Origin of the sequence: Citrobacter sp. Cpo069, from assembly GCF_030332785.1 — a bacterium.
GTDB classification, from domain to species: domain Bacteria; phylum Pseudomonadota; class Gammaproteobacteria; order Enterobacterales; family Enterobacteriaceae; genus Citrobacter; species Citrobacter portucalensis.
Genome location: NZ_JAOWHD010000060.1, coordinates 261,704 through 281,690, shown reverse-complemented (window position 1 = coordinate 281,690; position 19,987 = coordinate 261,704). Strand labels below are relative to the sequence as shown.

Sequence of the window (19,987 nt, the reverse complement as noted above, 5' to 3'; positions counted from 1 at the left end):
GCATTACCACTTAGTATGCAGGATCATGATTTCTTCACCTGGCGACGGAGCATGCTGTTACGCTTTCAGGAAATGGCGACGGCAGAGGATGTCTATACGGAATTACAACAACAGACGCAGCACTTAGAGTTCGATTTTTACGCGCTCTGTGTTCGTCATCCGGTACCTTTTACCCGACCTAAAACGTCTCTTCATACGACCTATCCCAAAGCATGGGTGGCGCATTATCAGTCCGAAAATTATTTCGCCATTGATCCGGTGCTGAAACCTGAAAACTTCAGTCAGGGGCATTTACCCTGGAACGATACTCTGTTTCGCGATGCGCAACCTTTGTGGGACGCCGCACGCAATCACGGTTTACGCAAAGGGATGACGCAATGCTTAATGTTGCCTAATCGGGCGTTGGGTTTTTTATCGGTATCGCGTGCAAGTATCCGTAACAGTCGCCTTGCGAGCGATGAAGTGGAGCTCAGGATGCAGCTTCTGGTACGGGAAAGCCTGTCTGTACTGACGCGGCTGGAAGATGACATGGTTATGGCGCCAGAAATGCGCTTTAGCAAGCGGGAAAAGGAAATATTGAAATGGACGGCGGAGGGGAAGACCTCTTCAGAGATAGCCATCATTCTGTCTATTTCTGAAAATACCGTGAACTTCCATCAGAAGAATATGCAAAAGAAATTCAATGCACCAAACAAAACGCAGATAGCCTGTTATGCCGCGGCAACCGGGCTTATCTGAGTAAATTATCGTTCTGAGTGTCAGACGCAAAACCGGCTGAGAGCATTGCTATCAGCCGGTTTCTTTTTACTGGCGGTAAGCTTGTTTAATTTGCTTAACCGTGTTGGAAAATACCGCCGCCTGTGATTGATCTTCAATCAGCGCGAGCTGTTTTTCCATTTTAAGAATCACGCGGCCTGCATCGGCTTGACCCATTGCCTGCAGCATCAGCGTTAACATGGCTTTCAGGCAGGTGACTTCATTGGCCAGTTCCTGGTTATTCTCAGCAGTGGAAAAGTCAGGCGTACTCATTTATTTTCCTCGTTATGTTTCAATGAAAAAGTGCGATGTCAAATCTTAAGGCGGCGGAGTATACCATAAGCGAGGCTAAAAATATCTGTGGTTGTTTTTTGCGCGGACCAATGTTGTGGACATTAAAATAAACAACATGTTGCAGTGCATATATTTTCTCCACATGTTGTTTATTTCGAGTATTTTCCTCGTTAATTATTGTTACAACTTTGACTGCCTATTTTGCATTCAGCGGGGGAATATGAATTTTTTGTCACTATTCTGAAACAGCTATGCAGATATAACCGTGGCAGAAGGCTGTCAGGACTGAAAGTTTCCACTCGTCGTACAATCTAATTTCCAAAAACGAGAGCAAAATCGAAAGTCGGGCGTTTTTTACATTTCAAAGTTGAGATAAAACCCGTTAACATAGGGCCGATTAACTATCGGTAGCGTTATCCCTATTCTGGAGATATTCCTTTGATCAACGTTTTTCTTGTTGATGACCACGAACTGGTGCGCGCAGGGATACGACGCATTCTGGAAGATATAAAAGGCATAAAAGTTGTCGGCGAAGCGTGCTGCGGTGAAGATGCGGTAAAATGGTGCCGCTCAAATTCCGTTGACGTTGTGCTGATGGATATGAATATGCCCGGTATTGGCGGTCTGGAAGCAACCCGCAAAATTGCGCGTTCCACGGCAGACATTAAAGTGATCATGCTGACGGTACACACCGAAAACCCATTACCTGCAAAAGTTATGCAGGCAGGGGCCGCAGGGTATCTCAGCAAAGGCGCCGCCCCCCAGGAAGTAGTGAGTGCGATTCGTTCGGTTTTTTCCGGGCAGCGTTATATTGCCTCCGATATCGCTCAGCAAATGGCGCTCAGCCAGATTGAGCCTGAGAAAACGGAAACCCCGTTTGCCAGTTTGTCTGAACGCGAGTTGCAGATTATGCTGATGATCACCAAAGGTCAGAAGGTCAATGAGATCTCAGAGCAACTGAATCTTAGTCCTAAAACGGTGAACAGCTATCGCTATCGAATGTTCAGTAAATTAAACATTCATGGCGATGTAGAGCTGACTCACCTGGCAATTCGCCATGGCCTGTGTAATGCGGAGACATTAACAAGCCAGTGACCGATCAGTTTGATGCCAAAGCGTTCCTGAAAACCGTGACCAGTCAGCCCGGCGTCTATCGTATGTATGATACCGCCGGGACGGTTATCTATGTCGGGAAAGCGAAAGACCTGAAAAAAAGGCTTTCCAGCTACTTCCGTAGTAATCTTGCGTCACGCAAGACCGAAGCGCTGGTCGCGCAAATCCAGCAAATTGATGTCACGGTAACGCACACCGAAACCGAAGCGTTATTGCTTGAGCACAACTACATCAAGCTGTATCAGCCGCGCTATAACGTATTGCTGCGCGATGATAAATCCTACCCTTTTATATTCCTTAGCGGTGATACGCACCCGCGTCTGGCGATGCATCGCGGGGCAAAGCATGCCAAAGGCGAGTACTTTGGACCGTTCCCGAACGGTTATGCGGTGCGTGAAACGCTGGCGCTGTTGCAGAAAATATTCCCTATCCGCCAGTGCGAAAACAGCGTTTATCGCAACCGTTCTCGGCCTTGTCTGCAATATCAGATTGGCCGCTGTCTCGGTCCGTGTGTCGCGGGTCTGGTGAGTGAGGAAGAGTATGCTCAGCAGGTCGAGTATGTTCGTCTGTTCTTGTCCGGAAAAGACGATCAGGTATTAACGCAGCTGATCGCCCGCATGGAAAAGGCCAGCCAAAATCTCGAGTTTGAAGAGGCTGCGCGCATTCGTGACCAAATCCAGGCCGTACGCCGCGTGACAGAAAAACAGTTTGTCTCTAATACCGGAGACGATTTGGACGTCATTGGCGTGGCGTTTGACGCCGGTATGGCCTGTGTGCACGTTCTGTTTATTCGCCAGGGTAAAGTGCTGGGCAGCCGCAGCTATTTCCCGAAAGTACCCGGTGGCACGGAACTCGGCGAGGTCGTCGAAACCTTTGTCGGGCAGTTTTATCTGCAGGGGAGCCAGATGCGTACCTTACCCGGGGAGATCTTGCTCGATTTTAATCTTAGCGATAAAACCCTGCTGGCAGACTCACTGTCTGAACTGGCCGGCAGAAAGATTAACGTGCAGACGAAACCGCGAGGAGATCGCGCACGTTATCTCAAGCTGGCGCGGACCAACGCGGCAGTGGCGCTCACCACGAAACTTTCTCAGCAGTCGACGATTACGCAACGTCTGACGGCGCTGGCATCGGTGTTGAAGTTACCTGCGGTGAAGCGTATGGAATGCTTCGACATCAGCCATACGATGGGTGAGCAGACGGTAGCCTCCTGCGTGGTCTTTGATGCCAATGGCCCGCTGCGCGCAGAGTATCGCCGCTACAACATTACCGGTATTACGCCTGGAGATGATTATGCGGCGATGAATCAGGTCTTGCGTCGGCGTTATGGTAAGGCGATTGAAGAAAGTAAGATTCCGGACGTCATATTGATCGACGGCGGTAAGGGTCAGTTAGGGCAGGCGAAAGCCGTTTTTGCTGAGCTGGATGTTCCCTGGGACAAACAGCACCCACTATTGCTGGGGGTGGCAAAAGGGGCCGATCGTAAAGCAGGCCTGGAAACGCTGTTCTTTGAGCCGGAAGGTGAGGGCTTTAGCTTGCCGCCGGATTCGCCTGCATTGCACGTTATCCAGCATATCCGCGATGAATCTCACGATCATGCGATTAGCGGGCATCGTAAAAAGCGGGCGAAAGTGAAAAGCACCAGCACGCTTGAGACCATCGAAGGTGTCGGGCCAAAGCGTCGCCAGATTTTGTTGAAATATATGGGAGGTTTGCAAGGTCTTCGTAACGCAAGTATCGAAGAAATTGCAAAAGTGCCGGGTATTTCGCAAGCTCTGGCAGAAAAGATCTTCTACTCGTTGAAACATTAGGCCCTCTGTAGCAACATAGGGGTAATTTCACTGACAACAGATAGTTATCCGTCATATGCAATTTAATATCCCTACGTTGCTCACGCTGTTTCGCGTCATCCTGATCCCATTCTTTGTATTGGCTTTTTACCTGCCATTCACCTGGGCTCCCTTTGTTTGTGCGCTGATCTTCTGTATCGCTGCGGTCACCGACTGGTTTGACGGTTTTCTGGCGCGCCGCTGGAACCAAAGCACGCGTTTTGGTGCCTTCCTCGATCCGGTCGCTGATAAGGTGCTGGTGGCTATTGCGATGGTCCTGGTGGCGGAGCATTACCACAGCTGGTGGGTAACGCTCCCTGCCGCAACAATGATTGCGCGTGAAATTATCATCTCTGCACTGCGTGAATGGATGGCCGAACTGGGTAAACGCAGCAGCGTAGCCGTATCCTGGATCGGTAAAGTGAAAACCACTTCGCAAATGGCTGCACTGGCCTGGCTGCTGTGGCGTCCAAATATCTGGGTAGAGTATGCTGGGATCGCACTTTTCTTCGTCGCCGCGATACTGACTTTGTGGTCAATGTTCCAGTATTTGAGCGCTGCACGTGGAGATTTGCTTGATCAGTGATCGTTTCGACGCAAATTTCAGCAAACGATCGTCAGTGGTGAAAAATATCGTTGACTCATTGCGTCAGGTAAGTAGAATGCAACGCATCGAACGGCAGCACTGATTGCCAGACGATAACAAAATCAAGTGATTAACAAAATTACTTGGTGGTGCGGGAATAGCTCAGTTGGTAGAGCACGACCTTGCCAAGGTCGGGGTCGCGAGTTCGAGTCTCGTTTCCCGCTCCAAATTTAAGACATCGGCAATAGCGGATGTCGGCTGTAAAGCCAGAAGATTTCGGCGCGTTAGCAAAGCGGTTATGTAGCGGATTGCAAATCCGTCTAGTCCGGTTCGACTCCGGAACGCGCCTCCAATTTCTTCCCGAGCCCGGATGGTGGAATCGGTAGACACAAGGGATTTAAAATCCCTCGGCGTTCGCGCTGTGTGGGTTCAAGTCCCACTCCGGGTACCATGGGAAAGAACAGAATAATCAAAGCAATAAGCAGTGTCGTGAAACCACCTACGGGTGGTTTTTTTGTGCATGTTTTTTACAAGCATAGATACCTTGCGTCAAGCAACCTGCCAGAAACGTAAACTGCTCTCTATATACTCACTATTGCTAATCAATCTATCGCCGAATCGGCGCGTTAAACATAAAGCCCCCTCGGGCAGGGTTGTTGATAAACCCATCGCGGGCGGGATTATAGTTGTGATCCTGGAAACCATTCATCAGGATGGGATCGCCAAAGCCATCCTGTATCGCCAGCTGTCTGTGGATTCGGTTTCGTGCCCTGAACGTGAAAGCGAAATCATCCGTCCCGCCAATAATGATCACGCCATTACCAGCTCGAAGTGCCGCGCTCAACTCTTGCTCTCTGACGGCCTGGTTTTGTAACGCGCTGGCTGTGGCAGATGATGACGCCAGCAGCAGTAATATGAGAACGGCGCATGAAAATACCGATGGCAATTTCATGATTAATACCTATAAAACGAATGGCTATTAAAGTATAGCTTTATGTTGTCATCTTAACTGAAAAGGAAACCAATAATTTAAACCTGCTATCCATACTGTGTTTAAAAGTCCGGAAGAGTAGTGCTGCGCAGTTAAGAACTATAATAAAAACAGCCAACAGATGATTACTTCTGTTTGCAGACAGTGCTGATTCAGGGGGCTGCTATGAACATTTCATCTTTTCCGATAGTTATGTTTGCAGCATTGCTTACCCTTAGTGGTGCAGCATATTCGGTGGAAAAAGAGGATATCTTTTCGCAGAATGCCAGGGCTACGGATCCCATCGCATTTTCTCAACAGTCATTTAATAACCTGACGTCTTATCAGGTTATGATGCGCTCCTCGTCGCCATCCGATGAAAGCAAAATTATTCGCTATAGCTTTCAAAAGCCTGGGTATGTGCGGATGGATTTTACCCAACCGCATTCAGGTGCGGCGCTTATCTTTAATCCTGTCAGCGGTAAAGTGACGTTATGGCCATTTGGTGTGGGTTCGTTGCCCATTTTGCACCTGTCGCCTACTAATTCATTGATCCAGGATGAGCGCGGTCATCGGGTGGATCGCTCTGATATCGGCGTGTTGTTGGGCAATATTCGTCATCTGCAACGCGAAGGGACAACAACCACAGTTGGTAAGGAAAACCTTGCAGGACGGGCGACAATGCACGTATCTGTGGTTGGGCCAGGAACAATGGCGGTTGATGGAGTACATCGTTATGACGTCTGGCTGGATAATTATCATGGACTCCCTGCCAAAGTGATCAGCTATGCGCCAGATGGGCAGCGATTAGAAACCGTGCTTCTGGATGCTATGGTCATTAACATCCGTTTTCCCGCCAATTTCTTCTCGCCTTGAGGGAGTCTGTATTATGGCTAACTATCGGTTTTCCACCGTCTGGCGGGTTGAGGCTTCAATTCAGGAGGTATGGGATGTTTTTTCTCATCCCGATCAGTGGCCAGAATGGTGGGAAAGTCTGGAACGCATTGTTGAGATTAAAAAAGGTGATACACAGGGCATTGGGGCGCTGCATCGTTATACCTGGAAAGGAGCGCTTCCTTATCGCTTAACCTTTGACATCAACGTGTTGAATATTCTGCCCTGCTCGCTGCTTGAGGGGCAAGCCAGCGGGGCGGTTGAAGGGCGAGGCGTGTGGTCTTTTTCTGCCAATGGCACAGAGACTATCGTCAGATATGACTGGAATGTTCGCACCACGATTCGCTGGATGAATTACCTGGCTCCGCTGGCGGCACCTGTTTTTCGCTGGAATCACGATATGGTTATGCGCGAAGGGGCCAGAGGGTTAGCCCGTAAGCTGGCAACGAATGTTTATATATTCTGAACTCGCTCTCACGGCTGTACTTTTTGCCTGCCTATGGCTTACTATCTGTCGCGCAGTTTCTTATTTCATTCACAGTTAACAGGTCTGTTATTGATGAATAACCTCCATCGGCTCACCTTTTTATGTCAGCGTCTGTCTGCTGTGATGATCGCATACGGTTTTTACCTTCTTAGCCGTAGCCCAACTCTTACAACATGGACAGACAGCAATGCAACGTCGACAATTTCTCAAAAATAGCGTTCTCCTTTCCGCCGCCGGTTTAGTCGGTCCTGCGGTTATTAGCCAGACGGTTCACGCCGCTGAGCCATCCGTTGCACCAGTCGCGCGTCGGCGCTTTGTGTTATCCCAGACGTATAAACTTAACCCTCCTAAGGGGTCGAGCGGCGTGGTAAAACTGTGGATCCCGCTTCCGGTAGATACCGCGTTTCAACAAATGACGGCGCTTGCCTTTAGCGGAAACTATAAGCAGGCGTACGTTACCACTAATAATACTTATGGCGCGAAAACGCTGTTTGCCACCTGGCCTGACTCGCAGGCCGAACTGTTGATTAACGTTGATATCGACATTGAAACCGCCGACTGGGAGCCGCTGAAGCAGGACGCGCTGAAAACCTGGCAAGCGCCGGAGCAGATTATTTATCCGCTGGATGTAAAACCGTACCTGCTGCCGACGACACATACCCCAGTTGATGGGCTTGTTCTGGAAACTGCGCGTAAAATCACCGGTAATGAGCAGGATCCGCTGAAAAAAGCGCGCCTGATTTACGAATGGGTGAGTAGCCATATGGAGCGCGATAACGACGTCATTGGCTGCGGCACGGGGGATGTGGCGGAGATCTTAAAAAGCGGTAAGCTCAAAGGAAAATGCACCGACATGAGCTCCGTTTTTGTGGCTCTGGCGCGGGCCAGCGGCATTCCGGCGCGCGAACTGTTTGGCATCCGTCTGGGCAAAGCCAATAAGCTCGAACGTTACTCGAAAAGCGCTTTTGGCAAAGCAGACAGTGCAGGCGTCGCCGATGTGAGCGGCGGACAACATTGCCGCGCCGAATTCTATCTGGCCGGTTACGGCTGGTTACCGTGCGATCCTGCTGATGTGACCAAAATGCGTCTGGCAGAGAAAAAGTCGCATCAGGACGCCGATGTCCAGGCGGTAAACACTTACCTGTTTGGTAACTGGGAAATGAACTGGGTTGGATTTAACTACGGGCGTGATTTCGAGCTGTATCCAGCAACGGAGCAGGGAGCCATGAACAACTTTGGCTATCCTTACGCTGAAGTCGATGGCGACCCGATCAATTTCTATGATCCTAAAGCGTTCTCGTACAGCTATGTCGCCACAGAACAACGCTAAAGGGGCGGGACTCACCCTGTTGACGGCCGCTGCGGCTGCTGTCACCGCGGGCTTATGCTGCGTTGGACCGCTGCTCTATCTGTTGTTTGGTATTTCGGCGGCGAGCTTTGCTGTTTTCACCCAGTTTGAGTTTTTGCGAATTCCCCTGATGCTGGTGTCATTGGGCTTATTACTGCGCGTCTTCTGGCGGCTCTATTTTTCCAGGCGGCTGTGGTGCTCCGGATGGTTAACGTTGAAGCAAGCGCGCGTTCTCTACTGGTGCGCGCTGGCGTTGATTTTGCCGGTGCTATTTTATCCAACGCTCGTTGCCTGGTTTTATGAGGTATTTGAATGAAAATCTTCACATTAGTTGCATGCTTGTTGCTGCCGCTGTGGGCTCTGGCGGCCAATCAAAAAGTGGTGCTGGATATACAAAATATGACCTGCTCGCTGTGCGTTATTTCGGTCAATCAGGCGCTACGTGAAATCGATGGGGTGATTAAAGCAAAATCCTCCCTAAAAACCCGACAAGCAGAAGCGATTGTGCCAGAAGGTTTCCCAACCGATACGTTACTTAACGCGGTAGCGAAAACGGGCTATACCGCAACGCTCAACCGTATTGAACAACAGTAAACCACCTACGGGTGGTTTTATTGTGTTTTCCCGGTATGATGCCCGGCGGCTTAGTGTTCTCTTTTGTGCGTTAACTTCCGGAATTCCCCTCGTTTCCTGTTAACCTGAACAGGCGGCAGCTATATGCCGCATATGCCCATTTTTATCTGTTATCCCTCCAGCCATGTAGGATGATCACAGGCAAGATTTTTTGACTAAGGAAAAGCGTTATGAAAACGGGACCATTAAACGAGAGCGAACTGGAATGGCTGGATGATGTACTGACTAAGTACAATACAGACAAGGCTATTCTGGATGTGTCAGAACTGGATGGTTTGCTGACGGCGGTGCTGAGTTCACCGTATGAAATTGAACCAGAGCAGTGGCTGGTCGCAATTTGGGGCGGCGCGCAGTATGTCCCTCGCTGGTCCTCCGAAAAAGAAATGACGCGTTTCATGAACCTGGCGTTTCAACATATGGCGGATACGGCCGATCGTCTGGATGAATATCCTGAGCAGTTTGAGCCGCTGTTTGGTTTGCGTGAAATTGACGAGCATGAACTGACGATCGTTGAAGAGTGGTGCTTTGGTTATATGCGCGGCGTCGCACTGTCAGACTGGTCCGCGTTACCGGACACGTTAAAACCAGCACTTGAAGCTATTGCGCTGCACGGTACGGAAGAGAACTTTGCGGTGGTTGAGAAACTAACGCCGGAAGCGTTTGAAGAGAGCGTCGATGCCATCCGCCTGGCTGCGCTGGACCTGCATGCTTACTGGATGGCGCATCCTCAGGAAACGCCGGTCAAAGTACCGGTGAAAGTGGATGCCAAAGTAGGGCGCAATGACCCTTGTCCGTGTGGCAGCGGCAAGAAATATAAGCAGTGCTGTTTGCATTAACAGAAAGGGGCGAAAGCCCCTTTGTTTTAACCCACTTCTGGTAGTAATCCTGCTGCAATAGAAAACTGTACTGCTATCACCACAATGCCGCACAAAAATACCAGCGCCAGCGCCGGAGCACCGCCTGCTACGCGGTAGTTGGCCTGCGGATTATGTTTTCTGCTCTGCCAGGCCAGCATCGAGGGAATGAGCAGCGCCAGCACTGCCAGGGCAACGCCCGCATACCCTAATGCCATGACAAAACCACGCGGATAGAACAGCGCGAATGCCAGCGGCGGCAGGAATGTCACCGCGCCGGTTTGCATTCTTCCCGCTACGGTATTGCGGCGCTGGAAGAGGTCGGCCAGGTAGTCAAATAATCCCAATGCAACGCCGAGGAAAGAGGTTGCCAGCGCGAGGTCGGCGAACAGATGCACCGCCAGTTCGACGTGCGGCGAAGCCACGACTTCACGCAATGCCTGCAATAAGCCGTTTAAGCCTGCGTGGTTGGCTAATAGCCCCATGAACGTTGTCGAGTTAATGCTACCAAGCGTCGCCAGTTGCCAGAAGATATAGGCGACCAGAGGAATAGCGCTACCCGTAATAAACACCCAACGCAGTTTACGGATGTTACCGTTCATATAGCTGACGATACTGGGAACACTGCCGTGAAAACCGAACGAGGTGAAGATGACCGGGATTGCGGAGAGCGCCAACCCCTGTTGCAGGGGCAGCGTAAGCAGGTTCACTTTATGAATATGCGGCATTAACAGAGCCAGCATCGCCACCAGGAAGATTATCTTGGCACTGAATAGCAGACGGTTGAACAGATCGACCAGCGAGGTCCCAACACAAACCACGCCACCGGCAACAAAGGTGAACAGCAGTACGCCTGTCGTCGGAGATATATTTGTTCCAGTCCAGTCGCTGATGCTGGAGGCCAGCAGTTCACCTGCACCACTGATGTACGCCGCCGTCAGGGCATACATTAAAAACATCATGCCAAAGCCCGTTACCCATTGTCCGTAACGACCAAGATAACGTTTTGCCAGCGTACCGAGCCCGGTGTCTGCCGGGACATGTTGATACACTTCAAGCAGCAACAGCGCGGTGTAGCACATCAACGCCCAAAGACTGACTAACAATACCAGCGTGACGCTAAACCCCACGCCTGCCGCAGCCAGCGGCATTGCCAACATACCGGCACCAATCGTGGTTCCCGCCACGATAAAAATACTACCCAGGGTTCTGTTTTTCACGCTTTCCTCTGTCCCAGAGATAATCAATGGTTATATCTGCGGCGCAGATTAAGGCAAAACGCTATTTTCGTCAAATCACCGTTACAATGACTGTACATTAATGTTTACGATGTTTTGACCATTAAGATGTATAACAAATGACATTTATCTGCTGATAAACCTGCGTTAGCGCAAAGCGACGATGTGCGGTTCACATTAGGCTACGGACTTTATTAAGGAGGTAATATGGAATCTATTCACGGTCACGAAGTGCTTAACATGATGATTGAATCTGGTGAGCAGTATTCAAATGCCAGCCTTGAAGCGGCGATTACGGCACGTTTCGGCGAGCAGGCGCGTTTTCACACTTGTTCTGCGGCGGATATGACGGCAGGCGAGTTGGTGGCGTTTTTAGCGGCGAAGGGAAAGTTTATTGCAAAAGAAGACGGCTTCTCTACGCACGAAAGCAAGATCTGCCGTCACTGATTTCAAGGGGTAATGATGGCGGGTTGCCTTCATTACCCTAAAATATTAATTCTGTGTATCAAGCGTAGCCAGTTCTTTGTCGATGAAATAAAGACCTTCGCCGCTTTTTCCTGCCAGCGACAGCTTATCAATAACAGATTTAAATAATTTCTCTTCTTCATGCTGCTCGGCAACATACCATTGCAGGAAATTAAAGGTTGGATAATCCTGGTGGGTCATTGCCGCGTGTGCCAGCTCATTAATTTTCTGGGTAATTAGCTGCTCGTGTTCGTAAGTAACACGGAACAGTTCATCCAGAGAAGCATATTCAGCAAAGGGTGAAGAAACGGTATTAATACGCGGCAAGCTGCCGGTATCGGTCAGGTAGTCGAACAGACGCTGCATGTGCGTCATCTCTTCCTGGGCGTGACGGCGCAAAAACGCGGCAGCACCTTCGAAGCTGTGATAGCTGCACCACGCGCTCATCTGTTGGTAGAGCAGAGATGAATATAATTCAAGATTCATTTGCTCATTCAGTTGGTCGATCATTTCTGTTTTCAGCATGGTTCTGCTCCACAAACGTTATTATATATTGACGTGGCGCCACTATAATTTGTTATTTAATTATTTGCAAAAGGTAAAATAATAAATTTATTTATTAAAAATGCGAATGGGAATAAAACGCATTAACGATATTAAACGGAGGGTATAAATAATAAAGTGGTAAAAGACCAGCAAAAATGAGCTGGTCGGAAATATTAATAATTGAAAGAAGGTGATTGGGGCACCGCGACACCATGACACTGCCAGGCGAGTGTAATTTTGGTATTTAAGCACAGAGAGCCTGCATACACGCTACAGGTTGACACCGGCTGGCCAAACGCTTCTGCGCTGGCATAGCCCAGGCGCTGACACTCTTTGGTGGCTGTCCCTTGGGTAACGTAGTCATCGGTACGTGCTGTTTGTAACATGGCCTGATTATAAGTCAGGCGAACCACACCAGTGATGGCGCTGGCTTCGCTGACCTGTGCCTGTTTTGTAATTGTGCATCCTGTCAGCATGAGCGGCAAAAGCGCTAGGATAATGGTCTTCATGAGATCGCTCTGAAAGTTCGAAGATACACTATCATGGCATACAGAGACCCTCATCAATGGCTTGAATAGCCCGAAGATCACCTGCGATTAATCACAACGAGGTCATTTGTTTGAGGTAATTCTGAACTGTTCAGACAGGAATGTGAGCGTAACTTTGTTTTTTAAAACTAAATTTCATTAAATTTGAAAATATGATTGCAAAATAGTAATGTGGCTGAATGTTATGACTTTCAGCGGGCTACCGCAGCGCATTCAGGAGAGTACAGAATGAAAATTGCATTGATGATGGAAAACAGCCAGGCAAGCAAAAACGCCATCATCCATAACGAGCTTAAGGCCGTTGCGGATGAGAAAGGTTTTCCGGTCTATAACGTTGGGATGAGCGACGAAAATGATCATCATCTGACCTACATCCATTTAGGCATTATGGCCAGCATCCTGCTTAATTCCAAAGCTGTAGACTTTGTTGTTACAGGTTGCGGTACGGGCCAGGGGGCAATGATGTCACTGAATATCCATCCGGGTGTGGTGTGTGGTTATTGCCTTGATCCTGCAGATGCGTTCTTGTTCTCTCAGATCAACAACGGCAACGCGCTTTCTCTGGCATTCGCCAAAGGTTTTGGCTGGGGTGCTGAGCTGAATGTGCGCTATATGTTTGAAAAAGCGTTCACCGGGCGTAACGGTGAAGGCTACCCACCGGAGCGTAAAGAGCCGCAGGTGCGTAACGCCGGTATTCTGAATCAGGTGAAAGCGGCTGTGGTAAAAGAAAATTATCTGGACACGTTGCGCGCGATCGATCCTGAACTGGTGAAAACCGCTGTATCAGGCCCGCGCTTCCAGCAGTGCTTCTTTGAAAACTGCCAGGACAAAGCAATCGAAGCGTTTGTACGCGAGGTGATTGGCTAAATCCTGTTGGCCCGGCGGCGTTCACCCTCCGGGCTACCTGTTCCTGTTCGATACTGCGCTTCCTGCATCACGGGTGAGCCGCAGCGTATCCACCATACCTACCAGACAAATAATGGCAATAGCGACAAAGGCCAGCCGGAAACTGATCCCCGGAATATTGCCCAATGCCAGCCTTTCACTGACCACATCACCAATGCGGATGCCAATAGCGGCTAAAGAAATGCCCAATCCCACTGCTAATTGTGTCGCCGTACTGAACAGCGTATTAGCGTAGCTCATTTGTGCCGCGGGGACGTCCGCGAAGGCAAGCGTGCTGACGCCGGTAAACTGAATTGAGCGGAACACACCGCCCAGAAACAACACCAGCAAAATAACCCACACGGGGGTCTGCGGCGTAATTAATGCACAGGCCAGCAACGCCAGAACGTTAAGCGCACCGTTAATCAACAGCAGTTTCTTAAAGCCCAGCCAGCGTATCAACGGTGTGGTGGCAGGTTTAATCGTCAGGTTGCCGACAAATACCGCCAGCACCAGCGAACCCGCGTGAAAAGCGTTCATGCCAAAACCTACCTGAAACATTAACGGCAGCAGAAATGGCACGGCGCTGATAGAGGCACGAAACAGCGATCCGCCATACATGGTGACGCGAAAAGTAGGCACGTTCATGGCATCAAGGCGAATCATTGGCCAGGCGGTGCGATGAAAATGATGCAGGGCAAACAGAAAGGTCACTGTTCCTAGCGCCAAAAGTCCGGCGGTCAGCCAGCCCTGAGGCTGTTGGGTTCCCAGTAACTCCATGGCATACACCAGGCTCACCATCGCAACAGCGGTTGCGATAAATCCCGTTATATCAAATGGGCGGCGCTCGTCGTCATGAATATCCGGGATAAAACGTAGCGCCAGCGCAATCGCCAGTATTCCGAGCGGTACATTAATGAAGAAGATCCAGCGCCAGTTGGCATAGCTGGTAATGAATCCGCCAAGGGGAGGGCCAATGATGGGTGCGACTAACGCGGGCCAGGTCAGGGTCGCAATAGCGGTGATCAACTGATGTTTAGGCGTAGTTCGCAATACCGCGAGTCGGCCAACCGGAACCATTAGCGCACCACCTACACCCTGTAAGATTCGCATGGCGACAAAGCTCTCAAGGCTTTCGGACAAACCGCATAAAACTGAGGCGAGAGTAAATATCGCCAGTGCAAGGGTAAACACCTTTCGGGCGCCGAAGCGATCCGCAATCCAGCCGCTGGCGGGGATCAGTACCGCGAGGGTGATCAGATAGGAGCTGATACCTATGTTCAGGTCAACTGCGTGCACGCCAAAACTTTTCGCCATGTCGGGCAGTGCGGTGGCAATCACCGTGCCGTCAATAAACTCCATAAAGAAAGCCCCGGCAACAAGTAATGCAGCCGGGGATAGACCGCGTTTGTTCTCAACCGCTAAATGTTCACTCATGTTGTGCTTGCCATCTCAAAAGAAACTGACTGGAACTATTTTTATTTTCAGCGCATTCGGAAGGCATGCGCGGCTATCGTTTCGTTCGTTGAATGGGTACTATGACGACCTTTCTATAAGGAGCTCACTATGTCCCAAACACTGAATGCCGATCAGGAACTGCTCTCGGACGTTGTTGCCTGTCAGCTGGTTATCAAGCAGATTCTGGATGTTCTTGATGTTATTGCCCCAGTAGAAGTTCGGGAGAAAATGTCCAGCCAGCTGAAAAGCATCGACTTTTCCAACCATCCTGCAGGTGCCGATCCGGTCACTATGCGCGCAATACAAAAAGCGGTTGCCTTGATCGAGTTGAAATTCACGCCGCAGAATGAATCTCACTAAAATAAACCGTTGTTTCAGGTTTTAGAAAGGTTTTTTTGCGCCTCGCAGAATGAGAGGCGTGAGCGTAGAGAAAATTAAGCACCAGCCGGATAAGGTGCGTCGCATCGTTATCCGGCATTAACACGATGAAAATTGAAAATTAGTGATGTTGATAGTTCACGACGTTCAGCAGGTGCTTATCGGTTTGCGCCATGCACAGTCCCGCACGTTTAGCGCTGCGGACTTCATCAAGAATCGTCTGTAACAGCACGCCATCCTGCTGCTGCTCTTTTTCCAGATCGTGAAGAAAATCAATGGTTGTTGCATCATTCAAGGCTTCTGCTTCATTGGTTAAGCGTGATAGCTTGCTGTAACGCTGTTGGTATTCATCCAGCGTTTTCTGAAACAGTTCTTCAAGGGAAGTTAGTTCATCACCCGGAACATCGATAGCCTTGACGATAGGGTTAGCCCCGGCACTTTTCATAAAATTAAACATACGCATCATTTGAGTCACGTTACCTTGCGCCTGGGTGCGTAGAAAGGTTGCGGTGCCAGTCAGGCTGTGTTCGTAGCACCATTCACTGAGATGCAGGTAAAGATTCGATGCGTAGAACTCGAGGTTCATTTGCGTGTTAAGTTTATGAACAATTCCAACTGCAGCCATATCAATATCCTTATTTCCAGAAAGGGGGATGTACGTTACTAACGTCAGTGCAACGGGCTGCCGCTACACCTCACCACTACGTACAATTAAAACTGTTAGCAGAATAAATCCGTTCCGCCGGTCCTTTAGTGATCACGAATTATATTCGCTCCCGATCGAGATTCAGCATAACTCCAGTCCCGACATAAGAAAATCCTTAAATCTGCGTATTTATGATTTTTTACATATTGTCATAGCAATATTAGTGATTTTTCCACTTGTGCATATAAATGCTGTGAATATAACAGATTGATATTTATAGCATTAAAGTGAGATGTTGATAATGAAATGATGTTTCATATCACGAAATGGAATTTCACAATCAGGTATTGTCTGTCGCCAGATGATTATCTGGTCTTCGGATGAAGAAATTTCACCATTGACCCGCGTCTGTGAACGCTATCTGCTGGCTAATTTTTTTTGCGCCAGATCAGTTTTGTGGAAATTAATAAAGTTAAGCGCCTGAATGATTCGACATTTATTGTTTGGTGTATTTGGAAAAATCGAGGAGTGTGTATGAAAAAGGTTGCCGTGCTACTGGCACCTGGTTTTGAAGAGGCGGAAGCCATTGTTACCATTGATATTCTGCGCCGCCTGCAGATCGAAGTTGAAACACTGGCCTGCGCCGAGTCCCGTGCGGTGGTGAGCTACCATGACGTGCCGATGGTGACGGACAGCACGCTGGCTGCGCGTCAGACGGATCTTTATGATGCCGTTGTGTTACCCGGCGGGCCGCAGGGCAGCGTTAACCTTGCCGCCAGTGAGGCTGTCATCCAGTTTATCGCTCGCCATGACGAGGCAGGAAAACTCATTTGCCCGGTGTGTTCTGCGGCGGCGCGCGTGCTGGGCGGCAACGGCCTGCTGAAGGGGCGTCGCTATGTGTGTTCGGGAGATCTGTGGCAAAATGTCGCGGATGGGGAATATATTGATGCGCCGGTTGTTGAAGATAGCAACCTTATTAGCGGCAAAGGATTAGGGCATATTTTCGATTTTGCTTTCACGCTTTCAGCGCGTCTGCTGGAAGATGACATTCCGGTTCGCGATCACGCTGACCACATTTATTACAGATGGTAATCATTGTGCTCCCGAATGCTTCGGTATTCGGGAACAAGGATTCGTTGGCTGATGTTATGGACTAATCTGCTACCCCTCTTTTTTCCCGTCGACAAAACCGCGTTTTTTTATGTCATTTCCCGCTGAATTTATGTACGCAATTACTGTAATTCTGTGGTGTGATGCCGCTCTCTTATGGAGAATCAATTTCCCGCTAAAAATACTCTCAGCACTGGCATTGATCTTATCAATAAAAGGTAATGCCTTGTTTTACGTCCGAATTACAAAAAATCGTCTGATTTTACCCTACATAAAAGAACGTTAAAGCTGGAGTTAACCATGCACAAATTCACTAAAGCGCTGGCTGCCATCGGTCTGGCGGCCATTATGTCACAATCCGCTATCGCTGAATCCATGAAGCTCGGTTTCCTGGTCAAACAGCCGGAAGAACCGTGGTTCCAGACTGAATGGAAATTTGCCGATAAAGCCGGTAAAGACCTTGGTTTTGAGGTGATTAAAATTGCCGTTCCGGATGGTGAGAAAACCCTTAACGCCATCGACAGCCTGGCTGCAAGTGGAGCAAAAGGGTTTGTGATTTGCACGCCAGATCCAAAACTGGGGCCAGCCATTATGGCTAAGGCACGTGGCTACGATATGAAAGTCATTGCCGTCGACGACCAGTTTGCCAACGCTAAAGGTAAGCCGATGGATACCGTGCCGCTGGTGATGATGGCGGCAACCAAAATTGGTGAACGCCAGGGCCAGGAGCTGTACAAAGAGATGCAAAAACGCGGTTGGGATGTGAAATCCACCGCCGTAATGGCCATTACCGCCAACGAACTGGATACCGCACGTCGTCGTACTTCTGGTTCAATGGAAGCGCTTAAAGCCGCAGGCTTCCCGGAAAAACAGATTTACCAGGTCCCAACAAAATCGAATGACATCCCCGGCGCATTCGACGCCGCCAACTCCATGCTGGTTCAGCATCCTGAAGTCAAAAACTGGCTGATTGTCGGCATGAACGACAACACCGTGCTGGGTGGCGTACGTGCGACCGAAGGGCAGGGCTTCAAAGCACCAAACGTGATTGGTATCGGGATCAACGGCGTTGACGCGGTGAGCGAACTGTCAAAAGGCGAAGCGACCGGGTTCTACGGTTCACTGCTGCCAAGCCCGGACGTGCACGGCTACAAATCCAGTGAAATGCTCTACAACTGGGTAACGAAAGGTGCAGAGCCACCGGCATTCACTGAAGTGACAGATGTGGTGCTGATTACCCGCGATAACTTCAAAGAAGAGCTGGCGAAGAAAGGCTTAGGCGGTAAGTAACAGAAGTGCTGCGATGTTGTAGGCCGGATTAGGCGAAGCCGCCTTCCGGCGCAATGCCCGGTGGCGCTGTGCTTACCGGGCCTACGTCCGGCGGTTTTCCAGGCCGGTAAAATCCTGACTCACGGAGACGTTATGCAACAGTCTACCCCGTATCTCTCATTTCGCGGCATTGGCAAAACGTTCCCGGGCGTTAAGGCGCTGACGGATATCAGTTTCGACTGCTATGCCGGACAAGTGCATGCGCTGATGGGCGAAAATGGCGCCGGGAAATCAACACTCTTAAAAATTCTCAGCGGTAACTATGCGCCAACAACGGGATCTCTGACGGTCCGCGGACAGGAAGTTTCGTTCGCGGATACCACTGCCGCACTCAACGCCGGTGTCGCCATTATTTATCAGGAACTGCATCTCGTCCCGGAAATGACCGTTGCCGAGAATATTTACTTAGGGCAGTTACCGCACAAAGGTGGGATTGTGAACCGCTCGCTGCTGAACTATGAAGCAGGAATCCAGTTGAAGCATCTGGGGATGGATATCGATCCCGATACCCCACTGAAATACCTCTCCATTGGCCAGTGGCAGATGGTGGAGATTGCAAAAGCGCTGGCGCGAAACGCCAAAATTATCGCCTTTGATGAACCAACCAGCTCCCTGTCGGCTCGCGAGATTGAGAATCTGTTTCGCGTTATCCGTGAGCTGCGCAACGAAGGACGCATCATTCTGTACGTTTCACACCGTATGGAGGAGATTTTTGCTCTCAGCGATGCCATCACCGTGTTTAAAGATGGTCATTACGTCAAAACGTTCACGGACATGCTGCAGGTCGATCACGATGCGCTGGTGCAGGCGATGGTCGGGCGCGACCTCGGGGATATCTATGGCTGGAAATCCAGACCGTATGGCACAGAGCGTCTGCGGCTGCATGAAGTCAAAGCTCCAGGCGTGCGTACGCCAATCAGCTTATCTGTGCGAAGCGGTGAAATTGTCGGGCTGTTTGGCCTGGTGGGGGCCGGACGTAGCGAATTAATGAAAGGGCTGTTCGGCGGTACGCGTATCACGGCGGGCCAGGTATTTATTGATGAACAGCCTATCGATATCCGTAAACCAAGCCATGCCATTGAAGCGGGGATGATGCTGTGCCCGGAGGATCGTAAAGCTGAAGGGATCATTCCGGTCCATTCAGTGCGCAACAACATCAACATTAGTGCACGGCGTAAGCATGTTCTGGGGGGATGCGTGATCAACAACGGCTGGGAAGAGACCAATGCCGATCACCATATTCGTTCACTCAACATCAAAACGCCGGGTGCAGAGCAACTGATCATGAACCTCTCCGGCGGTAATCAACAGAAGGCTATTCTCGGTCGTTGGTTATCGGAAGAGATGAAAGTGATTTTGTTGGATGAGCCTACACGCGGCATTGATGTGGGCGCCAAGCATGAAATTTACAACGTGATTTATGCCCTCGCAGCGCGCGGTGTGGCCGTATTGTTTGCTTCCAGTGACCTGCCAGAAGTACTCGGTGTCGCCGACCGTATTGTGGTGATGAGAGAAGGCGAAATTGCCGGTGAGTTACTTCATGAACAGGCGGATGAGCGCCAGGCGTTGAGCCTTGCTATGCCTAAAGTCAGCCAGGCTGTAGCCTGAATAAGGAGAGTA

General features: G+C 49.9%; 24 protein-coding genes and 3 tRNA genes. 19 read left to right on the top strand and 8 right to left on the bottom strand.

Translation table 11 applies throughout. The features are described 5' to 3' along the window. Window positions 1-15: 15 nt before the first annotated feature. A complete protein-coding gene (sdiA, locus tag OGY08_RS20160) occupies window positions 16-738 on the top strand; it encodes a quorum-sensing transcriptional regulator SdiA (RefSeq protein ID WP_008785095.1) in 723 nt (240 codons plus the stop codon). Between the two features lie 66 nt (window positions 739-804). Here the strand turns inward: sdiA and OGY08_RS20155 are convergent, their stop codons facing one another. Together OGY08_RS20155 and OGY08_RS25355 are read right to left on the bottom strand one after the other, a co-directional pair. After that, on the bottom strand, window positions 805-1,029 hold the full coding sequence (locus tag OGY08_RS20155; RefSeq protein WP_003030482.1) for a DUF2594 family protein: 225 nt from the start codon (window positions 1,027-1,029) through the stop codon (window positions 805-807). Window positions 1,030-1,048: 19 nt separating this feature from the next. Continuing rightward, window positions 1,049-1,192, bottom strand: a complete 144-nt coding sequence (locus tag OGY08_RS25355) for a hypothetical protein (RefSeq protein WP_418219448.1) — start codon at window positions 1,190-1,192, stop codon at window positions 1,049-1,051. Between the two features lie 296 nt (window positions 1,193-1,488). On the opposite strand from OGY08_RS25355, the gene uvrY reads away from it, so the two are divergent. From uvrY to OGY08_RS20125, 6 genes are all read left to right on the top strand, one after another. After that, the gene (gene uvrY, locus OGY08_RS20150) at window positions 1,489-2,145 is read left to right on the top strand and encodes a UvrY/SirA/GacA family response regulator transcription factor (RefSeq protein WP_003834023.1); all 657 of its coding nucleotides are present in this window, start codon (window positions 1,489-1,491) and stop codon (window positions 2,143-2,145) included. Continuing rightward, window positions 2,142-3,974 (top strand): excinuclease ABC subunit UvrC, encoded by a 1,833-nt coding sequence (uvrC, locus tag OGY08_RS20145; RefSeq protein WP_125362632.1) that lies wholly within the window; start codon window positions 2,142-2,144, stop codon window positions 3,972-3,974. Before uvrY ends, uvrC begins: the two co-directional genes overlap by 4 nt. Before the next feature lie 55 nt (window positions 3,975-4,029). After that, complete coding sequence (pgsA, locus tag OGY08_RS20140; protein WP_125362631.1) at window positions 4,030-4,578, top strand: CDP-diacylglycerol--glycerol-3-phosphate 3-phosphatidyltransferase; 549 nt, start codon at window positions 4,030-4,032, stop codon at window positions 4,576-4,578. A 151-nt stretch (window positions 4,579-4,729) separates the two neighbouring features. After that, window positions 4,730-4,805, top strand: a tRNA-Gly gene (locus OGY08_RS20135). 51 nt (window positions 4,806-4,856) lie between these two features. Next, window positions 4,857-4,930 (top strand) — tRNA-Cys (locus OGY08_RS20130). Between the two features lie 12 nt (window positions 4,931-4,942). Further along, a tRNA-Leu gene (locus tag OGY08_RS20125) sits at window positions 4,943-5,029 on the top strand. A 156-nt stretch (window positions 5,030-5,185) separates the two neighbouring features. On the opposite strand, the gene OGY08_RS25250 is transcribed toward OGY08_RS20125, so the two are convergent. Next, the gene (locus OGY08_RS25250; protein WP_125362630.1) at window positions 5,186-5,530 is read right to left on the bottom strand and encodes a hypothetical protein; all 345 of its coding nucleotides are present in this window, start codon (window positions 5,528-5,530) and stop codon (window positions 5,186-5,188) included. 204 nt (window positions 5,531-5,734) lie between these two features. Between OGY08_RS25250 and OGY08_RS20115 the strand changes: the two genes are divergently transcribed. The 6 genes from OGY08_RS20115 (at window position 5,735) to OGY08_RS20090 (ending at window position 9,746) form a co-directional block, all read left to right on the top strand. After that, a complete protein-coding gene (locus tag OGY08_RS20115; RefSeq protein WP_125362629.1) occupies window positions 5,735-6,424 on the top strand; it encodes a LolA family protein in 690 nt (229 codons plus the stop codon). A gap of 13 nt (window positions 6,425-6,437) precedes the next feature. After that, complete coding sequence (locus OGY08_RS20110; RefSeq protein ID WP_057067954.1) at window positions 6,438-6,908, top strand: SRPBCC family protein; 471 nt, start codon at window positions 6,438-6,440, stop codon at window positions 6,906-6,908. A 208-nt stretch (window positions 6,909-7,116) separates the two neighbouring features. Then, window positions 7,117-8,259 (top strand): transglutaminase-like domain-containing protein, encoded by a 1,143-nt coding sequence (locus tag OGY08_RS20105; protein ID WP_125362628.1) that lies wholly within the window; start codon window positions 7,117-7,119, stop codon window positions 8,257-8,259. After that, the gene (locus tag OGY08_RS20100) at window positions 8,237-8,593 is read left to right on the top strand and encodes a mercuric transporter MerT family protein (protein ID WP_003833912.1); all 357 of its coding nucleotides are present in this window, start codon (window positions 8,237-8,239) and stop codon (window positions 8,591-8,593) included. The genes OGY08_RS20105 and OGY08_RS20100 overlap by 23 nt, the downstream gene beginning before the upstream one ends. After that, entirely contained in the window at window positions 8,590-8,871 is a 282-nt protein-coding gene (locus OGY08_RS20095; protein ID WP_125362627.1) for a heavy-metal-associated domain-containing protein, read from the top strand. The genes OGY08_RS20100 and OGY08_RS20095 overlap by 4 nt, the downstream gene beginning before the upstream one ends. A gap of 209 nt (window positions 8,872-9,080) precedes the next feature. Next, the gene (locus OGY08_RS20090) at window positions 9,081-9,746 is read left to right on the top strand and encodes a YecA/YgfB family protein (protein ID WP_003034581.1); all 666 of its coding nucleotides are present in this window, start codon (window positions 9,081-9,083) and stop codon (window positions 9,744-9,746) included. A 26-nt stretch (window positions 9,747-9,772) separates the two neighbouring features. Here OGY08_RS20090 and tyrP read toward each other — a convergent pair whose 3' ends face one another. Beyond that, entirely contained in the window at window positions 9,773-10,984 is a 1,212-nt protein-coding gene (tyrP, locus tag OGY08_RS20085) for a tyrosine transporter TyrP (RefSeq protein ID WP_286566416.1), read from the bottom strand. Between the two features lie 225 nt (window positions 10,985-11,209). Between tyrP and OGY08_RS20080 the strand changes: the two genes are divergently transcribed. Next, entirely contained in the window at window positions 11,210-11,449 is a 240-nt protein-coding gene (locus OGY08_RS20080; protein WP_003034586.1) for a YecH family metal-binding protein, read from the top strand. A 45-nt stretch (window positions 11,450-11,494) separates the two neighbouring features. On the opposite strand, the gene ftnA is transcribed toward OGY08_RS20080, so the two are convergent. Further along, window positions 11,495-11,992: a non-heme ferritin gene (ftnA, locus tag OGY08_RS20075; RefSeq protein WP_003034588.1), complete on the bottom strand. Its 498-nt coding sequence runs from the start codon at window positions 11,990-11,992 to the stop codon at window positions 11,495-11,497. Window positions 11,993-12,186: 194 nt separating this feature from the next. After that, complete coding sequence (gene yecR, locus OGY08_RS20070) at window positions 12,187-12,522, bottom strand: YecR family lipoprotein (protein WP_048235188.1); 336 nt, start codon at window positions 12,520-12,522, stop codon at window positions 12,187-12,189. Window positions 12,523-12,789: 267 nt separating this feature from the next. On the opposite strand from yecR, the gene OGY08_RS20065 reads away from it, so the two are divergent. Then, window positions 12,790-13,428 carry an RpiB/LacA/LacB family sugar-phosphate isomerase gene (locus OGY08_RS20065; protein ID WP_003034591.1) on the top strand — a complete coding sequence of 213 codons (639 nt, stop codon included), beginning with the start codon at window positions 12,790-12,792 and terminating at the stop codon, window positions 13,426-13,428. 33 nt (window positions 13,429-13,461) lie between these two features. Here OGY08_RS20065 and OGY08_RS20060 read toward each other — a convergent pair whose 3' ends face one another. Then, complete coding sequence (locus OGY08_RS20060; RefSeq protein WP_125362625.1) at window positions 13,462-14,883, bottom strand: MFS transporter; 1,422 nt, start codon at window positions 14,881-14,883, stop codon at window positions 13,462-13,464. A 129-nt stretch (window positions 14,884-15,012) separates the two neighbouring features. Here OGY08_RS20060 and OGY08_RS20055 point away from each other — a divergent pair, with 129 nt between their 5' ends. After that, window positions 15,013-15,264, top strand: coding sequence for a DUF2766 family protein (locus tag OGY08_RS20055; protein ID WP_118262508.1), 252 nt, complete (start codon window positions 15,013-15,015; stop codon window positions 15,262-15,264). A 139-nt stretch (window positions 15,265-15,403) separates the two neighbouring features. On the opposite strand, the gene OGY08_RS20050 is transcribed toward OGY08_RS20055, so the two are convergent. Then, entirely contained in the window at window positions 15,404-15,907 is a 504-nt protein-coding gene (locus OGY08_RS20050; protein ID WP_003034597.1) for a non-heme ferritin-like protein, read from the bottom strand. Between the two features lie 555 nt (window positions 15,908-16,462). On the opposite strand from OGY08_RS20050, the gene OGY08_RS20045 reads away from it, so the two are divergent. From OGY08_RS20045 to araG, 3 genes are all read left to right on the top strand, one after another. Beyond that, window positions 16,463-17,020 (top strand): DJ-1/PfpI family protein, encoded by a 558-nt coding sequence (locus OGY08_RS20045; protein ID WP_125362624.1) that lies wholly within the window; start codon window positions 16,463-16,465, stop codon window positions 17,018-17,020. Window positions 17,021-17,338: 318 nt separating this feature from the next. After that, window positions 17,339-18,328, top strand: a complete 990-nt coding sequence (locus OGY08_RS20040; protein WP_003833897.1) for an arabinose ABC transporter substrate-binding protein — start codon at window positions 17,339-17,341, stop codon at window positions 18,326-18,328. A 132-nt stretch (window positions 18,329-18,460) separates the two neighbouring features. Further along, window positions 18,461-19,975, top strand: coding sequence for an arabinose ABC transporter ATP-binding protein AraG (gene araG, locus OGY08_RS20035; RefSeq protein ID WP_125362623.1), 1,515 nt, complete (start codon window positions 18,461-18,463; stop codon window positions 19,973-19,975). Window positions 19,976-19,987: the final 12 nt, after the last annotated feature.

What these genes read in the sequence shown, in the direction of transcription:
- OGY08_RS20065 (WP_003034591.1), top strand. Translation starts at nt 12,790, where the DNA reads ATGAAAATTGCATTGATGATGGAAAACAGCCAGGCAAGCAAAAACGCC.
- pgsA (WP_125362631.1), top strand. Translation starts at nt 4,030, where the DNA reads ATGCAATTTAATATCCCTACGTTGCTCACGCTGTTTCGCGTCATCCTG.
- OGY08_RS20050 (WP_003034597.1), bottom strand. Translation starts at nt 15,907, where the DNA reads ATGGCTGCAGTTGGAATTGTTCATAAACTTAACACGCAAATGAACCTC.
- OGY08_RS20055 (WP_118262508.1), top strand. Translation starts at nt 15,013, where the DNA reads ATGTCCCAAACACTGAATGCCGATCAGGAACTGCTCTCGGACGTTGTT.
- OGY08_RS20100 (WP_003833912.1), top strand. Translation starts at nt 8,237, where the DNA reads ATGTCGCCACAGAACAACGCTAAAGGGGCGGGACTCACCCTGTTGACG.
- OGY08_RS20045 (WP_125362624.1), top strand. Translation starts at nt 16,463, where the DNA reads ATGAAAAAGGTTGCCGTGCTACTGGCACCTGGTTTTGAAGAGGCGGAA.
- OGY08_RS20095 (WP_125362627.1), top strand. Translation starts at nt 8,590, where the DNA reads ATGAAAATCTTCACATTAGTTGCATGCTTGTTGCTGCCGCTGTGGGCT.
- OGY08_RS20080 (WP_003034586.1), top strand. Translation starts at nt 11,210, where the DNA reads ATGGAATCTATTCACGGTCACGAAGTGCTTAACATGATGATTGAATCT.
- OGY08_RS20060 (WP_125362625.1), bottom strand. Translation starts at nt 14,883, where the DNA reads ATGAGTGAACATTTAGCGGTTGAGAACAAACGCGGTCTATCCCCGGCT.
- OGY08_RS20105 (WP_125362628.1), top strand. Translation starts at nt 7,117, where the DNA reads ATGCAACGTCGACAATTTCTCAAAAATAGCGTTCTCCTTTCCGCCGCC.
- OGY08_RS20110 (WP_057067954.1), top strand. Translation starts at nt 6,438, where the DNA reads ATGGCTAACTATCGGTTTTCCACCGTCTGGCGGGTTGAGGCTTCAATT.
- yecR (WP_048235188.1), bottom strand. Translation starts at nt 12,522, where the DNA reads ATGAAGACCATTATCCTAGCGCTTTTGCCGCTCATGCTGACAGGATGC.
- OGY08_RS25250 (WP_125362630.1), bottom strand. Translation starts at nt 5,530, where the DNA reads ATGAAATTGCCATCGGTATTTTCATGCGCCGTTCTCATATTACTGCTG.
- OGY08_RS20090 (WP_003034581.1), top strand. Translation starts at nt 9,081, where the DNA reads ATGAAAACGGGACCATTAAACGAGAGCGAACTGGAATGGCTGGATGAT.
- OGY08_RS20115 (WP_125362629.1), top strand. Translation starts at nt 5,735, where the DNA reads ATGAACATTTCATCTTTTCCGATAGTTATGTTTGCAGCATTGCTTACC.
- araG (WP_125362623.1), top strand. Translation starts at nt 18,461, where the DNA reads ATGCAACAGTCTACCCCGTATCTCTCATTTCGCGGCATTGGCAAAACG.
- OGY08_RS20040 (WP_003833897.1), top strand. Translation starts at nt 17,339, where the DNA reads ATGCACAAATTCACTAAAGCGCTGGCTGCCATCGGTCTGGCGGCCATT.
- OGY08_RS20155 (WP_003030482.1), bottom strand. Translation starts at nt 1,029, where the DNA reads ATGAGTACGCCTGACTTTTCCACTGCTGAGAATAACCAGGAACTGGCC.
- ftnA (WP_003034588.1), bottom strand. Translation starts at nt 11,992, where the DNA reads ATGCTGAAAACAGAAATGATCGACCAACTGAATGAGCAAATGAATCTT.
- sdiA (WP_008785095.1), top strand. Translation starts at nt 16, where the DNA reads ATGCAGGATCATGATTTCTTCACCTGGCGACGGAGCATGCTGTTACGC.